Here is an 18,006-nt window from a genome sequence, read left to right on the forward strand (position 1 = left end):
GGCGATCTCAGTGACTGTCTTTCCCGACAGCGTTGCCACGGCACCCTTTCAGGAAATCAAGATCCGCACCAGTGTCGGCGCCCTGCACATGTGCCTGATGCAGCCATGCGTAACCGCTGCCCGCTTGCTCGTGGTTCGGAGCCCACTCGGCCAGACGCGCTGCCAGTTCCTCATCGGAAATATCCAGATGCAGACGGCGGTTCGGCACATCGAGCTCGATCATGTCCCCGTCGCGCACCACGGCCAGCGGGCCACCGGCTGCGGCCTCGGGCGAGGTGTGCAGGACCACGGTGCCATAGGCCGTCCCCGACATGCGGGCGTCCGAGATGCGGACCATATCGGTGATGCCTTTCTTCAGAACCTTGGGCGGCAGGCCCATGTTCCCGACCTCGGCCATGCCCGGATAGCCCTTGGGGCCGCAGTTCTTAAGGACCATCACGCAGGTTTCGTCGATATCCAGATCGGGGTTTTCGATCTTGGCCTTGTAGTCGTCGATATCTTCGAACACGACCGCACGGCCACGATGTTGTAGCAGATGCGGGCTGGCGGCCGAAGGTTTTAGCACCGCCCCGTTGGGCGCAAGGTTTCCGCGCACCACCGCGATGCCGCCCTGCTGGGTCAGCGCCTGATCCAGCGGCAGAATGACGTCTTCGTTGTGGTTCTGAACGTCCCTAACCTCGTCCCACATGGTCTTGCCGGACACGGTCAGGGCGTCTTTGTGCAGTTGCCCCCCCTCGCCCAAGCGTTTCAGGACCACAGGTAAACCGCCCGCGTAGAAGAACTCTTCCATCAGGTACTTGCCAGAGGGCATCAGGTTCACAATCGTCGCCACGTCGCGCCCGCAGCGGTCCCAGTCGTCCAGCGTCAGGTCCACGCCCACACGGCCCGCGATTGCCAGCAGGTGGATCACCGCGTTGGTCGAGCCGCCAATCGCGCCGTTGCAGCGGATCGCGTTCTCGAACGCCTCTTTGGTCATGATATCCGAGGGCTTCAGGTCGTCCTTGACCATCTGCACGATGCGGCGGCCCGACAGTTGCGCCATGACGCGGCGGCGGCTGTCCACGGCAGGAATAGCCGCGTTGCCGGACATGGCCATGCCCAACGCCTCGGCCATCGAGGCCATGGTGCTGGCCGTTCCCATCGTGTTGCAAGTGCCAGAGGAGCGGGACATGCTCTGCTCGGCCTCAAGGAATTCCTCCTGCGTCATTTCCCCGGCCTTCACCATCTCCGAGAATTTCCACAGATGGGTGCCGCTGCCCACGCGTTCCCCGCGGAAATAGCCGTTCAGCATCGGCCCGCCGGTCACCACGATGGACGGGATATCGCAGGATGCGGCTGCCATCATCAGGCTGGGAGTGGTCTTGTCACAGCCCACCAGCAGGACTGCGCCGTCGATGGGCTGGCCGCGGATGGTTTCCTCGATCGCCAAGGCCGCGAGGTTGCGGAACATCATCGCCGTGGGGCGGAAGGTGTTCTCGGACGCGCTGAACACAGGCACTTCGACCGGAAAGCCGCCAGCCTCCCAAATGCCAGCCTTCACCTTTTCCGACAGTTCGCGCAGGTGGCCGTTGCAGGGGGTCAGGTCCGACCATGTGTTCAGGATGCCGATAATGGGGCGCCCGTCGAAGAGATCGTGGGGGTAGCCTTGGTTTTTCAGCCAACCACGGTGATAGATCGTGTCGCGCGAATTGCCCGCATACCACTCTTGCGAGCGCAGGCGGCGGGGCCACGGGGCGGGAGTGAACTCGGACATGTCTAGCCTCTGGGTTACAGCTGTTTGGTGGTGATAAGGCCGGTATCGGCCAAGGTTTTCAGGGGATTGCGCAGGGGTTGGCCAAAGGCAGGCGCGCTGATTTCGAACACATCGCCGTCTTGGGTCTTTACGCCCGCGCCAAAGGACAGGGTCGCGGTGCCGAACATGTGGACGTGCAGATCCCCTGCCCGCCGGAACGGCGCGTATTTGAAGTGATGGTGTTCAAGGTTCGCAATCGTGTGGGACATGTTGTCTTCGCCCGACAGGAAGGGTTGATCAAAGATCACCTCGTCCCCGCGAATGATCCGGCTGCGGCCCTCGATATGGCGGGGTAGTTCGCCGACCAGAAGTTCGGGGCCAAAGGACGCCGGACGCAGTTTGGAATGGGCCAGAAACAGGTAGTTGATCCGCTCGGTCACGTGGTCGGAGAATTCGTTCGACTGGGTAAAGCCGATGCGGTTCGGAGTGCCGTCCGCGCCGATCAGGTAAAACCCTGCGATCTCGGGCTCCTCGCCGCCATCCAGTGCGAAACCGGGGCTGAGGAGCGGCTCACCGGGGGCGACAGCCTCGGTGCCCGGCCCTTTGTAGAACCACTCGGGCTGCGCGCCGATCTCGCCATCGGCGGGTTTGCCGCCCTCAACACCCATCTGGAACATTTTCATCGAGTCCGACACGTGTTCCTGCGTTTGCGCGTGCATCGCGTTGCGGGTCGAAGCCGACCCGAGGTGGGTCAGGCCGGTGCCGCACAGGTACATCCGCGCGGGTTCGGGGTGGCGGCAGGGCACGTCCAGTTTCCCGTTCGCGGCCAGTTCGGCCAAGTCCACAGCCTCGCCCCCGTCGGGGATGACATCGGCGATTTTGCAGCCCTTGTTCACGGCCAGTTCGGCCAGACCATAGACGGTTTTGATGGCGGGGATCAGGCGGGCGTCATCGCCGTTGCGAACGATGACACCTCCGGCGATCAGTTCAGACAAGTGCATGGGATTACGCCTGTTTCTGTTTGTTGTAGACGTCGAAGATCACAGCGGCCAGCAGCACCAGACCTTTGATCATCTGCTGATAGTCGATGCCGATCCCGACGATGGACATGCCGTTGTTCATCACGCCCATGATAAAGGCCCCGACCACCGCGCCGACGATCTTGCCCGAGCCGCCGGACATCGATGCGCCGCCGATAAAGACCGCCGCGATCACGTCCAGTTCCAGCCCGAAACCGGCCTTGGGGGTGGCGGTGTTCAGACGGGCGGCAAAGATCAGGCCCCCCAGCGCCGCCAGCACGCCCATGTTCACAAAGGCCAGGAACGTCAGGCGTTCGGTTTTGATCCCCGACAGGCGGGCGGCCTTTTCGTTGCCCCCCAGCGCATAGATGCGGCGGCCAATGACGGTTTTCTCGGTCACAAAGGCATAGAGCACGATCAAGAGGCCCATGGTCACCAGCACGTTCGGCAGCCCGCGGAAGGTCGCCAGCTTGAACGTCAGGAACATCAGGGCGCCCACGACGATGATGTTACGGCCCCAGAAGAACGCGGTGGGTTCCCCTTCGATGCCATAAGCGCGGCCCCGTGCCTGCTGGCGCAACCCGATCGAGATGATCACGCCCGAGGCAATCGCTCCGACCGCAAGGCACAGCAGGTTGAAGTTGCGCGAGCCCACCATTTCCGCGATCGGCGCGGTCAGCGCGGTCGGGAAGATGTCGCCCACAAAACCGGTGGACAGGATCTGGAAGCTTTGGGGGAACGGGCCCACGGACTGCCCCTCGAGCAGCCACAGGGACGCGCCGCGGAACACCAGCATCCCCGCCAGCGTGGCGATAAAGGACGGGATTTTCCAGAAGGCCACCCAGTAGCCCTGCGCGGCGCCGATCAGGCCCCCCAGCACGATGCACAGCGGGATCGTGACCCAGACGGGAATGTGGTACTGGACGATCATCACCGCCGCCAGCGCGCCGACAAACCCCATGACCGAGCCCACGGACAGGTCGATATGGCCCGCCACAATCACGATCAGCATCCCCAGCGCCATCACGATGATGTAGCTGTTTTGCAGGAACAGGTTGGTGATGTTCACCGGCCGCATGAGCGTGCCATCGGTCACGATCTGGAAAAACGCCATAATGGCGATCAGCGCGAACAGAAGGCCATAGTCCTTCATGTGGGCGGAAAGATAGGCCTTCAGGCCATTGGAATTGCTCGTCATTCCGGTGTTCCCTTATTCCGTGACGATGAGCGACATGATGCGCTCCTGGCTGGCCTCGGCGGCGGGCAGTTCCCCGACAAAGGCCCCTTCGTTCATGACGTAGATGCGATCGCACATGCCCAGTAGCTCGGGCATTTCAGAGCTGATCATGACCACGCCTTTGCCTTGGGCGGACAGCTCGTTGATGATCGCGTAGATTTCGTATTTCGCGCCCACGTCGATGCCGCGGGTCGGCTCGTCGAGGATCAGAACCTCTGGTCCCGTGAACAGCCATTTGCCCAAGACAACCTTCTGCTGGTTGCCACCCGACAGGTTCCCCACCTTTTGGAAGACGCTGGGGGTGCGGGTGCGCAGGGCCTGACGGTAATGCTCGGCGGCGCGGGTTTCGTCGTTCTGGTCCAACACGCCCTTGGTCGAGACCTCCTCGAGGTTCGCGAGCGTGGTGTTGAACCGGATCGTCTCGTCCAAAATAAGGCCCAGCGATTTGCGGTCCTCGGTCACATAGGCGAGGCCCGCCTTGATTGCGCGGTCCACGGTGGACAGATCGACAGTGGTCCCCTTGAGCCGCGCGGTGCCGCTGATGTTGCGCCCCCAGCTGCGGCCAAAGATCGACATGGCCAGTTCCGTGCGGCCAGAGCCCATGAGGCCTGCGATGCCCACAACCTCGCCTGCGCGGACGTTAAAGCTGATGTCGTCGATCACTTGGCGTTCGGCGTGTTCGGGGTGCCAGACGTTCCAACCTTCGACCTCCAGCAGCATGTCACCGGCGCGGCGGTCGCGCTCGGGATAGCGGTTGGACATGTCGCGGCCCACCATGTCGCGGACGATGTCGTCCTCGGACAGGCCCTTGGCATCCAGCGTGGATACGGTCATGCCATCGCGAATAACGGTAACGGTATCAGCGACATAGCGGACTTCGTTCAACTTGTGGCTGATGATGATGCAGGTGACGCCCTGCGCCTTTAGCTCCAGCATCAGGTCCAGCAGCTTGCGGCTGTCGTTTTCCTGGAGCGCGGCGGTGGGTTCGTCCAAAATCAGCAGGCGCACGTCCTTGGCCAGTGCTTTGGCGATCTCGACCAGCTGCTGTTTGCCGACGCCGATCTTGTCGACCTGCGTGCCGGGAGAGTCCTTGAGCCCGACCTTTTTCAGCAGTTGCTCTGTCTGCTGAAAGGTCTCGTGCCAGTTCATCACGCCCCGCTGCGCGCGTTCGTTCCCGATGAACAGGTTTTCCGCGATCGACAGTTCCGGCACCAAGGCCAGCTCTTGGTGGATGATTACGATGCCACGGTTTTCGCTGTCGCGCAGGTTGCGGAATTCGGCCAACTGGCCGTCATAATGGATTTCGCCGTCATAAGAGCCGGCCGGATACACGCCGGACAGCACCTTCATGAGGGTGGACTTGCCCGCGCCGTTTTCGCCGCAGATCGCGTGGATTTCGCCTTCGGCCACCCGAAGGTTCACACGATCCAGGGCTTTGACGCCGGGAAACTCCTTGGTGATCTCTCGCATCTCGAGGAGGATCGACATGAGGCCGTACCTTGTCTGTCTGGGAGTTCTGGAATGAAAAGGCCGCCCGCATCCCGTGCGGACGCAGGCGGCCCGACCCTTGGGAGGGATTACTTGATCTGGTCTGCGGTGTAGTAACCCGAGCCGATCAGGATCTCTTCCCAGTTGCTTGCGTCAACGGGGACCGGCTCCAGCAGGTAGGACGGAACGACTTTGACGCCGTTGTCATAGGTGCTGGTGTCGTTGATCTCGGGTTCTTTGCCCTGCAGCATTGCGTCCACCATTTTCACGGTCACGCCTGCCAGAGTGCGGGTGTCTTTGAATACGGTCGAATACTGCTCGCCCGCGAGGATCGACTTGACCGAGGGGATCTCGGCGTCCTGACCCGACACGATCGGCATCTTCAGATCGCCCGAGCCATAGCCAACGCCCTTGAGCGAGGACAGAATACCGATCGACAGACCGTCATAGGGCGACAGAACGCCGTGGACTTCTTTGTCGGTGTAGTTTGCGGACAGGATGTTATCCATGCGCGCCTGAGCGACCGCACCGTCCCAACGCAGGGTGCCGACTTTGTCCATGCCCATCTGGCCCGACTGTACCACGATGGTGCCCGCGTCGATCAGGGGCTGCAGAACGCTCATGGCGCCATTGTAGAAGAAGTAGGCGTTGTTGTCGTCGGGCGAGCCGCCGAACAGTTCAACGTTATAGGGGCCATCGCCGAAACGCTCTTTGAGGCCGTCCACGATGCTGGTCGCCTGCTGCACGCCGACTTTGAAGTTGTCGAAGGTCGCGTAGTAGTCCACGTCGCCGCTGTCACGGATCAGGCGGTCATAGGCGATAACCTTGATGCCCGACGCGGCCGCGTTGCCCAGTGCGTTCGACAGGGTGGTGCCGTCGATCGCTGCAATGACCAGAACGTCCACGCCCTTGGTGATCATGTTCTCGATCTGGGCCAGCTGGTTGGGGATGTCATCCTCGGCGTATTGCAGGTCGGTGTCATAGCCCGCTGCGCCGAACTGCTCGACCATCGAGTTGCCGTCCGAAATCCAGCGCGACGACGATTTGGTGGGCATCGAGATGCCGACAGTGGCTGCGTCTGCCGCTGCTGCAAGCGCAATGACAGAGACCGCGAGCGCACCCGCGAGTTTGAAAAGTTTCATCGGTGTTCCTCCCTTAGGGCGTTCCTCCACGCCCGACTGGCCCTGAAGCCATGGGCACACGGTAATCAGGCGTGACATACCATTCAAATACCAATAGAAGCTTTCTGCATAACGGTGGTGGTATGCGGATATGGATTACCTTCTGAACCTGCGGCCTGCTCAGGCGCGGCTGATTTCGGCGGTTGCGGCCCACGGGCAGCTTCAGGTGGCGGCGGCGGCCTGCCAGATGACCCAACCTGCGGCATCCCGCATGTTGGCGGATATGGAGCGGAACCTGCGCGCCAAGCTGTTCGTCCGCACCCCCAAGGGTATGGAGTTGACCCCCGCTGGCCGCGTCTTGGTGCGCCACGCCGAACGGATCGCGAATGACCTTTCGCAAATGGCGCAGGAGTTCGACTCCCTACGCGGTGGTCAGGGCGGCACCATCCGCGTGGGCGCTGTGACCGGCCCTGCTCTTGGGCAGCTTGTGCCCGCGATCCAGCGTCTGAAATCGGACGCGCCGGGGGTCGAGATTTCGGTCGAGGTCGCGCCCTCGGTCCAACTGATGCAGGCCTTGGAGCGGGGCGATCTGGACTTTGTGCTGGGGCGCGTGCCCCCCTCGGCCGACTGGCGGGATTTCGAGATCGAGATCGCACAGGACGAAGTGGTGCGCCTGCTGGTGCGCGACGGTCACCCCCTGCTGGATCGGCCCGTGGGCATGGCTGCGCTCAAGGACTTGCCGTGGATTTTGCAGGATCGCGGCACCCCCATCCGCGCCGCCATCGAAACTGCCTTTGCCGAAGAGGGGCTGCCCTCGCCGCAAGACGTGATCACCACCTCGTCGCTTCTGGTGATTGTGGCGCTGGTCAGCCAGTCCGATGCAGTCGCGCCCATCTCGCAAGAGGTGGTGGACATGATGCTGGAGCCGCCCGTCTCGGCCAATTTCAAGAAGCTGTCCCTGACCCGCCCCGTCACGGTCGAGCCCTATCAGATCGTGGTGAAACGTCACCGCACCCTGCCCGCTGCGTCGTTGACCCTGTTGGATCTGGTGCGCGAGCGCATTCTGGGGCCGTCCTGGCGCAAGGCAAGACGCTAGGGTGATAGCGCAAACACTTTGGGGTTGATTGCCAGACAATTTCCCCGTTTGATCCGCCGGAACGGCTGTGATCAGGGAGACGGGTATGAACGCGGTGATCGAAGGGGTGGTGATGGGGCTTACGGCCACCATCGTGATGGACATCTGGGCCTTGGTCCTGCGTCAGTTCGCGGGGATGCCCCTGCCGAACTGGGCAATGGTCGGGCGCTGGACGGGCCACCTGCCCCGCGGCACGGTTTTCCACGATGACATTGCAGCCTCGGACCCTGTGGCCAACGAACTGGCCTTGGGATGGGCGACCCACTACGTGGTCGGCATTCTATACGGGGTGTTCTTTGCGGTGGTTGCGGGCGCGGCTTGGCTGGCGGAACCCACGTTCTTTCCGGTGTGGGTCTATGCGATCCTGACCATCGGCGCGGGGTGGTTCCTGCTGCAGCCGGGACTTGGCCTTGGGGTGGCGCTGTCGAAAACGCCAAACCCGATGAAGGGCCGGATCATGGGCCTGATCGCTCATACTTGGTTCGGGATCGGGCTGTGGATGGGGGCTTTGGCGGCCTAAGCCGGTTTCGGGAGCGGTCCAGCGACGATCCGCACAGGTTGCCGCTTGCGCCCCCAATCCCCCGGAGGTCCGCTGATCACCCCTTGAAAGCGCGTCCCGCAACGGGTGCAATGCCCGTCCCCCGTCAGGTGCCAGTCGGACAAGGCGTACCAGTCCCGTCCGATCACCATTTCCCCGCATCCGGTGCAGTAGCTGGACTGAGCGGCTTTGTCGTGGACGTTCCCGACATAAACGTGCCTTAGCCCCACCTTCATCGCCCGTGCTCGCGCCCTCAGCAGGGTTTCATGGGGCGTGCGCGGCAGGTCCAGCATTCGGTAAGCCGGATGGAAGGCCGAGAAATGCACCGGCACCTCTGGCCCCAGTCGGTCCAGCACCCATTCGGCCAAGGCGATAATCTCGGCGTCGCTGTCGTTCTGGCCGGGGATCAGCAGTGTCGTCAGTTCCACCCAGCAATCCGTTTCGCGCACGGCGTATTCGATCGTCTCCAGCACGGGGGCCAGATGGGCGCCGGTGAGCTTGCGGTAGAACTGCTCGGAAAACCCCTTGAGGTCGATATTCGCCGCATCCATAGCGGCAAAGAACTCGGCCCGTGGCTCCGGAGTGATGTACCCAGCCGTCACGGCCACGGATTTCACGCCCCGCGCACGGGCGGCCAAGGCAACTTCGACCGCATATTCGTGAAAGATAACCGGATCGTTATAGGTAAACGCCACCGACGCCGCCCCCGCATTGCGCGCAGCGTTGGCGATCATGTCGGCGCTGGCCTCTTGGCTCAGGCGGTCGGTTTCGCGGCTTTTGGAGATGTCGTGGTTCTGGCAGAACTTGCAGGCCAGATTGCATCCCGCCGTGCCAAAGGACAGCACCGCCGTTCCGGGCAAGAAGTGGTTTAGGGGTTTCTTTTCGATCGGGTCGATGCAGAACCCCGAAGAGCGCCCCCACGTGTCCAGCACGATCCGCTGCCCTTGGCGTTTGCGCACAAAACACATGCCGCGCTGGTCCGGCCCCAAGGCGCAGAACCGTGGGCATAGCTCGCAGACCAGCCGGTCTTCGGCGGGTTTGGCGGACCAAAATCGTGCGGTGTGGTCATTCGGGGTCATGGACGCCTCCTTTGTGCATCTGGCCAAACCGTTGGTGTTAAGTCAAACTCGGCCTTGAAACCGGACACCAGAGACGGACCGTGCCGATGACCGAAACGCGCGCACTCAGATTTGCAGGCAGCTTTTTCCCCCGCGATCCCGTGGCCCTGAGGGCTGCGGTCACCGAAGGGTTGGCGCAGGTGCCAGCGGTGACCGAGGCACAGCCCCGCGCGGTGATTTCGGCCCATGCGGGCTACAGCTATTCGGGGCGGTTCACGGGGATGGCCATCGGGTCGGTCCCGTCGCGGCCCAAGCGGGTGGTAGTGCTGTCGCCCTCTCATAGGCACCGGTTCCAAGGGGTCGCGTTTCCGCCTTGGGCGGCCTATGACACCGGCCTTGGGGTGCTGCCGCTGGATCGTCCGGCGCTGATTGATCTGGCGGCAAAGGGGCTGGCGTCCGAGGATGCCGCCGCCCATGACAACGAACATGGGATTGAGACCCAGCTGCCCTTTCTGGCGGCACGCTGGCCCGGCATGCCGGTGGTGCCGCTAGTGATGGGCGCGACGGATGCGGCCCAAGTGGCCGCGATCATTGACCATCTGGCAAGCGATGGGACGCTGTTCCTCTTGTCCTCGGACCTGAGCCATTTTCTGAATGACACGAATGCCAAGGCCAGTGACGCCACCGCCGCCGAAAAGATCGAGCGCGGGGAAACAGGCCTGACCGGCGCGCAGGCTTGTGGGGCTATGGCGATCAACGGGTGGATGGCGTCAACCACCGGTCAGGGGACCAAGGCCCTGCGGCTGGGGATGGGTAACTCTGGCGCGGTGACCAAGGATTTGTCGCGGGTCGTGGGCTATGGGGCGTGGGCCTTTTACGGGATCGACGCGGATATGCTGGCGGATCGGCACCGCGCGACTTTGCTACGGATGTCCCGTCAGGCGCTGGAAATCCGTGTGGGTCGCGGCACCGCGCCCAAACTGGCCACGGGCAGTTTTGCGGCGCCCTTGCAGGGACAGGCGGCGACCTTTGTCACGCTGACCCAAGGCGGGCGTTTGCGGGGGTGCATCGGGATGCTTGCCGCGCGCCGACCGATGATGGCCGATGTGGCCGTGAACACCCAGAAGGCCGCCCTGGAGGACCCGAGGTTCCCGCCCGTCACCCCCGCCGACCTGCCCGACCTGTCGATCAAGATCGCTGTCCTAAGCCGCGCCGCCCCCTTGTCCGCCTCCACCGAAGCCGAGGCGCTGGAACGGATCGAGGCTGGCAAAGACGGCCTGATCCTGCAGGACGGCGCGCATCGGGGCACTTTGCTGCCTGCAGTGTGGGAGTCCCTGCCCGACCCCGTGGCCTTCTTGCGGGCGCTGAAACGCAAGGCCGGCCTGCCCGAGGATCACTGGTCAGACAGCCTGCGCCTGATGCGCTATCGTGCGGAAACCTTTGGGGAAAGTTAACGCAAACAGCCAGACCTTTGGCCCCATCGCCCTATCGTCTGGCCTAAACCCATGGACCCTTGGTTAACCGAATTCGGGGTCCAGCCGAGGGGCCAGAACGCTCAAACCACCTGCCCGAAGGTCGTTCCCCTGAATGGGAGCGTTACGTTTCGGGAGGTCTGAGCCATGCCCAAAATCAACTATAACTCTCTTCTCGTCGGGAATGCCCGCGGCTGGCATGATGGCAGCGACGTGATCACCTATTCGTTCCTCGGGACGAGCCTGCCCAAGTACTATGCCGGCGTGGACACCGATTACGACGGGATCGTTGACGCGCGGGATGTGGATGGGGCTATCGTCTCGCTCGATCAGGACGTCAGCATGACCACGGATGAGCGCGCGATGGCCTCCTTGGCGATTGCGGCGTGGAATGAGGTGGCGAATGTCCATCTGGTGCCCGGAACGGTGGATCGCGGCGCCACCGAAACCGTCGAAGGGACCGAGATCACGGGCGATGGCACGCTGGTTGATGCGGGCGGCGTCGCGGTGCCCACGAATGACGATGGATATGCGGCCTATGATTTCTCGGCGGTGTTCGAAGAGGGCATGAACTTCTTTGGTGTCCAGTATGACGCGACCGAGATTTACGTGAACACCAATGGCAGCATCTCGTTCGACACCGGGATCAGCACCTATACGCCAACGTCCATTTCGGCGGGGACAACGGCGATGATCGCGCCCTTCTGGGCGGATGTGGACACGCGGGTTGGATCGCCGATCTATGTCGATGTGGACGAGATCGAAGATGTGGTGACCGTCACGTGGCAGAACGTTGGCTATTATGCCTATCACACCGATCTGGTGAACTCTTTCCAGCTGCAGCTCTATGACCGTGGCGGTGGCGATTTCGACATCGTTTTCCGGTACGAGAGCATCAACTGGACCACGGGCGACGCGAGCGATGGCGCAGGCGGTCTTGGCGGGAATGTGGCCCATGCGGGTTATTCCGCGGGCAATGGCGCCGATTTCTTTGAACTGCCCCAGTCCGATGATCAGGCGGGCATTCTGGCGCTGGACAGCACCGTCGGCAACACCGGCGTCACGGGCCTGTGGGTGTTCGAGGTGCGGGATGGCGCCCTCTATGGGGATATCACCTTTGGCAGCACCGAGTTTACCGATGAATACGGTGATCTTGATACGGGGCTTTTCGGGTTCATCGCGGGCTTCCCGAGGCCCGATGTGCTAGGGGACCGGCCGACCAAACACGGGGACCTGTGGATCAACTCCGCCAACCCGGACCAAGAGGCGACGGCCTACGGGCACACCAGCTGGCAGACCTATCTGCACGAGCTTGGCCATGCGTTGGGGCTGCACCACCCCGACGAGGACCCGAACAACGATTACTTTGCCTCGAACAACAACAACCAGTGGACGGTCATGTCCTATCTCCCGCACCCGAGTGTCGAGGACGAGGATATAGAGGATCAGCCCTACCCTCTGACGCCCATGGTGCTGGATATTCAGGCGATGCAGAGCCTTTATGGCGCGAACCTGACCACCCGCACCGGTGATACCGTGTATTTCGGGGATGGCGACGGGACCTATGATCTGGCCTATCAATATGCCGCCGACAACATGAAGGTGGATGGCGACGACGATGTGATGCGCGACGTGATCCTGACGATCTGGGACGCGGGCGGACAGGATCTGATCGACGCCTCGGACCTGACGACGCGGGTGCTGATCGACCTGCGCCCCGGCAAGTTCTCGACTATTGGCGAGGTTCAGAACAACATCGGACTCGCGGCAGCCGTCCGGGAGGATGGCGAGGTAGTGAACTATATCGAGGACGCCGAAGGTGGCTCGGCCCGTGATCGGCTGGTCGGGAACAACGGCGATAACATCCTGTCCGGCAATGACGGGAACGATGTGCTCAAAGGCCTGAGAGGTGACGACGAACTAAACGGTGACGCTGGCCGGGACATCCTGCGCGGCGGCAAAGGGGCCGACACCCTGAACGGCGGCGAAGGCAGGGATGTGCTGTATGGCAACGGTCAGTCCGATGTGTTTCTGTTCGAAGGCGACACGATCGGCGCCGACACAATCCGCGATTTCCGCAATGATGTGGACGAGATTTGGCTGGACGAACTGCTCTGGGGCGGCGGGCTGGAGGTGGCCGAGGTCGTGGACCTCTATGCCTTCAGCGCCAATGGCCGGACGGTTTTCGACTTTGGCGAGGGCAACACCATCACCCTGCGCAACGTGAGCGATGCCGATGTGCTGGTCGATGATATCGTGCTGCTAACGCTGGTGTCCTGAAAGGGCGCGGCAAAAGACCAACACGAGCGGGCCGACGAAGGAGCGCTAGAGCTATTCTTACCTGCTGCAAGGACTGCAGATAGAGCGACCAAATCAAGTCTCCAACACGGGATCAAGCTGCGCATGACATTGACCGACAATGGGAGTTTGGACAGGGCTCATCTGCACATGCGGCTCCGGTTCCTCTGCTTGGTTGCATTAATGGATTGGCATACCCGCAAGGCGCTGGTTAATCGAGAAGACCTGGCATTCCCTGCAATATGAGTGCGTTTACCCGAAAGTTTGGGAAACTGGTTTGAGGTCAAAGGCGGTTATCCGAAAATGTATGACGTTCAATAACTATCAGCGGCCACATTCAGGCTGGGACGGCAGACCTCAGCGCAGATCTATTGGGCAAGAAATGATATCAACCGACCCGAACAGAAGATCCATCGATCGGCATAAATTACGCCAGATACTGTTCAAGAGATGGAGAAAGGCTCATTTCCTAATGAAAAAAACCGCGCTCACAAGGAAAGAGCGAATTAAAAAAAAACTGCGGAAAACTAACTAATCAACTTAATGCCACGAGCATTGGCTGAAGTGGCGAGCCGAGCGAAAATTGTCTTTATTTTCAGCGGCTAGCTAGGCGCACTTTAATTATACGAGGGACGAGCCTGTCAACATTTGCAACACTAGAAATATGTATACAACTAAAATGCTAGGAAAGAAGCTGATGGATAATACAAAAGCTCAAATCAGAAAAGAAGATATCGAAAGTGTTCGAATTGGAGAGATGGTCAACCCTATCCGATTTGAAATGTGAAAAACGCAAAGAATACATCGAGTATTGTGAAATACTTTGAAGCATTGTGACGGATTGCAAAGGCAACATGGGTTGTTAGCGAAATAGATGCGAAAAACATAGAAGAAAGCGTAAAGTTGCAAGGCTATGGGAGTGGGTGCGTTAATCTAAAGTATTGCTAACATGATGCAGGGGGTATTTGTATCACCGCCTAACAAGGTGGTGTAACAATTCAAATACATTCATTCCTCATGTGGTTTGTAGGTATTTGTCAGATATTTTTGCATAAATAACTTCTGAAAGTGTTTTATTGAAAACGTTTTTTGATAATTATGCAATTACCCTTTGCAATTATATGAGACTGGTAGAATTTCCTAGTTGGAAACAACGTTTTTGGCTCAATCGAAAAAAAAATGTTTGTCGATGATTTATCGTTTGAATAACTCTTCGATATTAACTACCAATGTAATGTCTTCGCGATATCCATTCTGGAATTTAGCGGGGGCTAAATGGATAGAAATAGTCGATTTTACTTTTATGAAAGGTTGAACAATGGCAATCGAAATAGAACTCGGTGTTGCTGCAGACGTGCTTTCCATGTCTGGTGGAGATGTGAGCATCAATGCAATGGGTGGTAACGACACCATTTCTACGGGTGGTGGAAACGACTTCGTAAAAGGTGGCACCGGAGATGACTCGATCAAGGGAAGCAGCGGCGACGACACGCTGGTCGGCGGAGAGGGTAATGACACCTTAAGCGGCGGAGATGGTGACGATAAACTCGTTGGAGGACTTGGTGACGACCGTATCGCGGGAGGAACTGGCAATGACATCATCTACGGCGGTGGTGGAAACAATACACTCTTTGGCGGTGCTGATTCCGATACATTCGTATTCGGTGATGAAACTGACGGAGCAAGCAAAGTAAAAGACTTTGAGGTTGGAGAGGACAGCGTTCGACTTGAAGACGGCGTGTCTGTGTCCGATATTACTTCGACAGATAAAGGCGCTTTGGTTGAACTTGATACCGGTGCGACCGTATTGTTCGAGGGGGTCACAGTCGACGAGATTTCTGCTGAACTAGGTTGGTCAGCAGCGATCTGATTGTAGGCAAGGCCTGAAAATAATCGCCAGAGGCAATTTTACAACATATTGCCTCTGGCACAATGATCTTTGGACCTCGTCAGGCCCATATCTATTTCGCACTGCTTAAATGTAAAGATAGTGCAATTTATAGCGTAAATAAATTGAACGCAAGACTTTAGCTTGTGGCGGTTGAGGCTGTAAAGCTGAATCTAAATTTTACATTATATTTTAAAAGAGTGAAAATGAGTAAAAGCCCAATAAATTCGTATAGGCCGGAAATAGATGGACTTCGAGCGCTAGCTGTTTTATCTGTTATAATTTATCACTTAAAGATAAGTATTGGACAATACGACTTACTGATTGGTGGATTTCTAGGCGTCGACTTATTCTTTGTGTTATCGGGTTTCCTAATCACCCAGATCCTCTACAGAGAATATGAGTCCTGCGGAAGTATAAATATTTTTCAATTTTATCTTAGACGCGCAAAACGCATACTGCCTGTTTTATTTATGGTGATTTTGTGTTCACTGCCAGTGGCTTGGTTCGTTTTGTTGCCAACCGAGCTGACAAGATTTGAATATTCTATTTTAAGTGCGATCACTTTTGTAAGTAACTTTTTTTGGTTTTTTGAGTTAAGTGAATACGGTGCGAAATCAGGATTGCTGCAGCCATTCCTCCATACGTGGAGCTTGGCAATTGAGGAGCAGTTTTATCTTATATTTCCATTCCTCTTTTCTTTTGTTTTATCACGTTTTGGAAGGCAATACCTAACACTTATACTTAGCATTGTAGCGGCTTGCTCATTTTTATCGTCAGTATACTTGACGAATGAAATCTCCTCATTATCATTTTTTGCCCCTAGTAGCAGATTTTGGGAGATATTAGTCGGAAGTCTCGGCGCAATTTTAAATGAAAACGCAAAAAAAGAATATTTACCAAAAAGGCTCAGCACCATCGCTTGCCTTCTTTTAATTGCCGTGATACTTTTTTGCATTTCATTCCTTGATATTTCAAAAATTAATCATCCTGGCGTTGGAAGCATTCCGGTAGTTTTTTCAACCTGCTCACTCCTTCTTTTGTTAAAAAAAGGGGATTTTCTATATTCAGTGCTTAGTAGTGATGTAGCCAGATATGTCGGAAAAATTTCCTTTTCTCTTTATCTATGGCATTTTCCAATATTCGCTTTTGGTCGACTAATTTTACTTGATGAACCAAGTTTTTTGCAAATTTTCCTCGGCTTATTTTTAACATTAGCGATGTCTCATCTAAGTTTTAGCCTTGTGGAGACGCCTTTCAGAACTGCAGTAAGTTCGAGGTGCTTTTTTTATTCAATTGGCGCAGCGATTTCTCTCTGTCTTGGGTTTTTTTTGGTGTCCGCGACAGATATGTTGCCAAAATCTAGGGCTCTATTTGATTTAGAGCAGCTTTATGGTGAAAATATAATCGACAATGAAATTCTTGCGCGAAATAGTTGGGGAATTTTAGATAGCGTCACAGAAAATGAACACATAGGTAATTGGAATGCATTGAGGCCTTCGCGACATGAATTAATGGATGATTGGTATTCAAGAGATGAAGGTGAAAAGATATTACTGATTGGTGACTCTCATTCAAAAGATTTATTTAATGCGGTCTATCTGAATGGAGATCGTTTTGAGGGGAAAGAATTTGCTCGCTTCAATATCCATAAAAAGAATTTGGATGAAAATATTCAAGATTTGCTCAATTCTCCAAATTTCCTGAGAGCTGACACGATCGTTATCAGTGGGAGGTATTATAGAGAGTATGAAAAGTTTATAGAAAAAGTAATTTCGAAAATTCGAACTGCCTCGAAAAAGAAAAATATCATAATTGTCGGCCCCGCAGCTGAATTTAATCTTGGCGGAGATCTTCCGTTTTTCGATTGGTACTTGCAAAAAACTAATGCCCAAATAGATTCAACTGAACTCAACAAAAAAGCTTTGGAGTATGAGAGGACCTTTACAAAAAATCTTGACTTAATTATACGTGAACTTGCTAGTAAATACGGTGTGGCGTATCTTTCTAGACGTGCGCTTATGTGCGATGACTACTCTTGTACACTTTCTACACCAAACGGGCTCAAGACAATGTATGATGAAAGCCATTGGACATTAGCAGGCGCAAAGTTATTTGGAAACAGAGCAGCTGACGCTGGTTGGTTCGTTCATTAAAAATTTTGTGTAAAGTTGAGATTTTTTAAATGGCACGTAAAGCACCGTTCAATGAACGTATTTCGCGAAGATTCCAAATCGCTAAGGGGAGGACCCTGCGTACCATACCAGGAATGAAGCCGCTGCATAAAAGCGTGTTCTTTCATATGCCTAAATGTGGTGGAACTTCGGTTTCTGAAGCAATGTATGCAACTGTGCCCTTCAATGAGAGAATTGGCGTCATTGATGCTGTATCAACCAGAGTCGCAGCGGGCATATTGAATTTTGATATAGCTGAACGCAATCGCTGTCACGAAGATCTAGATTTTGGTCAAATGACCTTTGATTTAAGAGAGAAATTGTTTCTACAACACCTGTCGTGGGACACCATGCTTGTGCACGGACATCTTTTTTGGTCAGATAAAGCTCACCTTCACTATGGTGAAGATTATAGATATGTAACGCTTTTACGGGACCCTTTAGAGAGAATGACATCAAATTTTTTCATGGCACAACGTGCTGGTTTAGTGGGAAATGATGTTGAAAAATATCTTGCCTCAAATATTGCTAGAAGACACTCACAAGTATATTTACGATATTTGTCTGGTTGCAATGATATTCAAGAGCAAGATATCTCAAGGTGCACGTCGATAGCGAAAGAAAGAATTTCCCATTTTTGCCTTGTTGGGTACTTGGAGGATTTATGGGACTTTAAAAAACGTTATAAGAATATTTTTGGCGTTACTTTAAGCATGGGTAATTTGAACTCAGCGCCGAAGACTAAATCGGTTTTTAAAAATACTCATCTCGATTTAATGAAGAAGATGTGTAAAGCCGACTATGAGATTTTTAATTTCTCAAAATCTTTAAACAAGTGATTTTTGC

Annotated in this window: 13 protein-coding genes; 7 read left to right on the forward strand and 6 right to left on the reverse strand. The window is 56.4% G+C overall.

Annotated elements, in window-relative coordinates:
• Nucleotides 1-7: 7 nt before the first annotated feature.
• The 5 genes from araD to chvE form a co-directional block, all read right to left on the reverse strand.
• Nucleotides 8-1,753, reverse strand: coding sequence for an L-arabinonate dehydratase (araD, locus tag HJ536_RS06380; protein WP_177157078.1), 1,746 nt, complete (start codon nt 1,751-1,753; stop codon nt 8-10).
• A gap of 14 nt (nt 1,754-1,767) precedes the next feature.
• Entirely contained in the window at nt 1,768-2,733 is a 966-nt protein-coding gene (gene araD1 / locus HJ536_RS06385; RefSeq protein ID WP_177157079.1) for an AraD1 family protein, read from the reverse strand.
• A gap of 4 nt (nt 2,734-2,737) precedes the next feature.
• Nucleotides 2,738-3,949, reverse strand: a complete 1,212-nt coding sequence (gene mmsB / locus HJ536_RS06390; protein ID WP_176855974.1) for a multiple monosaccharide ABC transporter permease — start codon at nt 3,947-3,949, stop codon at nt 2,738-2,740.
• A 12-nt stretch (nt 3,950-3,961) separates the two neighbouring features.
• Nucleotides 3,962-5,476 carry a multiple monosaccharide ABC transporter ATP-binding protein gene (mmsA, locus tag HJ536_RS06395; RefSeq protein WP_176855975.1) on the reverse strand — a complete coding sequence of 505 codons (1,515 nt, stop codon included), beginning with the start codon at nt 5,474-5,476 and terminating at the stop codon, nt 3,962-3,964.
• An 89-nt stretch (nt 5,477-5,565) separates the two neighbouring features.
• Nucleotides 5,566-6,618 (reverse strand): multiple monosaccharide ABC transporter substrate-binding protein, encoded by a 1,053-nt coding sequence (gene chvE, locus HJ536_RS06400; RefSeq protein ID WP_177157080.1) that lies wholly within the window; start codon nt 6,616-6,618, stop codon nt 5,566-5,568.
• 130 nt (nt 6,619-6,748) lie between these two features.
• Here chvE and HJ536_RS06405 point away from each other — a divergent pair, with 130 nt between their 5' ends.
• Both HJ536_RS06405 and HJ536_RS06410 read left to right on the forward strand, forming a co-directional pair.
• On the forward strand, nt 6,749-7,693 hold the full coding sequence (locus tag HJ536_RS06405) for a LysR family transcriptional regulator (RefSeq protein ID WP_177157081.1): 945 nt from the start codon (nt 6,749-6,751) through the stop codon (nt 7,691-7,693).
• Nucleotides 7,694-7,778: 85 nt separating this feature from the next.
• A complete protein-coding gene (locus HJ536_RS06410) occupies nt 7,779-8,252 on the forward strand; it encodes a DUF2938 domain-containing protein (RefSeq protein WP_177157082.1) in 474 nt (157 codons plus the stop codon).
• Here the strand turns inward: HJ536_RS06410 and amrS are convergent.
• Complete coding sequence (amrS, locus tag HJ536_RS06415; protein WP_177157083.1) at nt 8,249-9,349, reverse strand: AmmeMemoRadiSam system radical SAM enzyme; 1,101 nt, start codon at nt 9,347-9,349, stop codon at nt 8,249-8,251. The two genes, HJ536_RS06410 and amrS, sit on opposite strands and share 4 nt — an antisense overlap.
• Before the next feature lie 86 nt (nt 9,350-9,435).
• Here amrS and amrA point away from each other — a divergent pair, with 86 nt between their 5' ends.
• The 5 genes from amrA (at nt 9,436) to HJ536_RS06440 (ending at nt 17,999) form a co-directional block, all read left to right on the forward strand.
• A complete protein-coding gene (gene amrA / locus HJ536_RS06420; RefSeq protein ID WP_177157084.1) occupies nt 9,436-10,782 on the forward strand; it encodes an AmmeMemoRadiSam system protein A in 1,347 nt (448 codons plus the stop codon).
• A gap of 165 nt (nt 10,783-10,947) precedes the next feature.
• Nucleotides 10,948-13,080 carry a nidogen-like domain-containing protein gene (locus HJ536_RS21085; RefSeq protein ID WP_177157085.1) on the forward strand — a complete coding sequence of 711 codons (2,133 nt, stop codon included), beginning with the start codon at nt 10,948-10,950 and terminating at the stop codon, nt 13,078-13,080.
• 1,336 nt (nt 13,081-14,416) lie between these two features.
• On the forward strand, nt 14,417-14,968 hold the full coding sequence (locus HJ536_RS06430) for a calcium-binding protein (RefSeq protein ID WP_177157086.1): 552 nt from the start codon (nt 14,417-14,419) through the stop codon (nt 14,966-14,968).
• A gap of 224 nt (nt 14,969-15,192) precedes the next feature.
• A complete protein-coding gene (locus HJ536_RS06435) occupies nt 15,193-17,142 on the forward strand; it encodes an acyltransferase family protein (RefSeq protein ID WP_177157087.1) in 1,950 nt (649 codons plus the stop codon).
• A 29-nt stretch (nt 17,143-17,171) separates the two neighbouring features.
• On the forward strand, nt 17,172-17,999 hold the full coding sequence (locus tag HJ536_RS06440; RefSeq protein ID WP_177157088.1) for a sulfotransferase family 2 domain-containing protein: 828 nt from the start codon (nt 17,172-17,174) through the stop codon (nt 17,997-17,999).
• The last annotated feature ends 7 nt before the right edge of the window (nt 18,000-18,006 follow it).

The organism is Donghicola mangrovi (assembly GCF_013377535.1).
Taxonomy (GTDB): domain Bacteria; phylum Pseudomonadota; class Alphaproteobacteria; order Rhodobacterales; family Rhodobacteraceae; genus Donghicola; species Donghicola mangrovi.

Excerpts from the sequence above, each read along its gene's own strand:
- HJ536_RS06435 (WP_177157087.1), top strand. The coding sequence starts at position 15,193 with ATGAGTAAAAGCCCAATAAATTCGTATAGGCCGGAAATAGATGGACTT.
- mmsA (WP_176855975.1), bottom strand. The coding sequence starts at position 5,476 with ATGTCGATCCTCCTCGAGATGCGAGAGATCACCAAGGAGTTTCCCGGC.
- amrA (WP_177157084.1), top strand. The coding sequence starts at position 9,436 with ATGACCGAAACGCGCGCACTCAGATTTGCAGGCAGCTTTTTCCCCCGC.
- HJ536_RS21085 (WP_177157085.1), top strand. The coding sequence starts at position 10,948 with ATGCCCAAAATCAACTATAACTCTCTTCTCGTCGGGAATGCCCGCGGC.
- HJ536_RS06410 (WP_177157082.1), top strand. The coding sequence starts at position 7,779 with ATGAACGCGGTGATCGAAGGGGTGGTGATGGGGCTTACGGCCACCATC.
- HJ536_RS06405 (WP_177157081.1), top strand. The coding sequence starts at position 6,749 with ATGGATTACCTTCTGAACCTGCGGCCTGCTCAGGCGCGGCTGATTTCG.
- HJ536_RS06440 (WP_177157088.1), top strand. The coding sequence starts at position 17,172 with ATGGCACGTAAAGCACCGTTCAATGAACGTATTTCGCGAAGATTCCAA.
- chvE (WP_177157080.1), bottom strand. The coding sequence starts at position 6,618 with ATGAAACTTTTCAAACTCGCGGGTGCGCTCGCGGTCTCTGTCATTGCG.
- HJ536_RS06430 (WP_177157086.1), top strand. The coding sequence starts at position 14,417 with ATGGCAATCGAAATAGAACTCGGTGTTGCTGCAGACGTGCTTTCCATG.
- araD1 (WP_177157079.1), bottom strand. The coding sequence starts at position 2,733 with ATGCACTTGTCTGAACTGATCGCCGGAGGTGTCATCGTTCGCAACGGC.
- araD (WP_177157078.1), bottom strand. The coding sequence starts at position 1,753 with ATGTCCGAGTTCACTCCCGCCCCGTGGCCCCGCCGCCTGCGCTCGCAA.
- mmsB (WP_176855974.1), bottom strand. The coding sequence starts at position 3,949 with ATGACGAGCAATTCCAATGGCCTGAAGGCCTATCTTTCCGCCCACATG.
- amrS (WP_177157083.1), bottom strand. The coding sequence starts at position 9,349 with ATGACCCCGAATGACCACACCGCACGATTTTGGTCCGCCAAACCCGCC.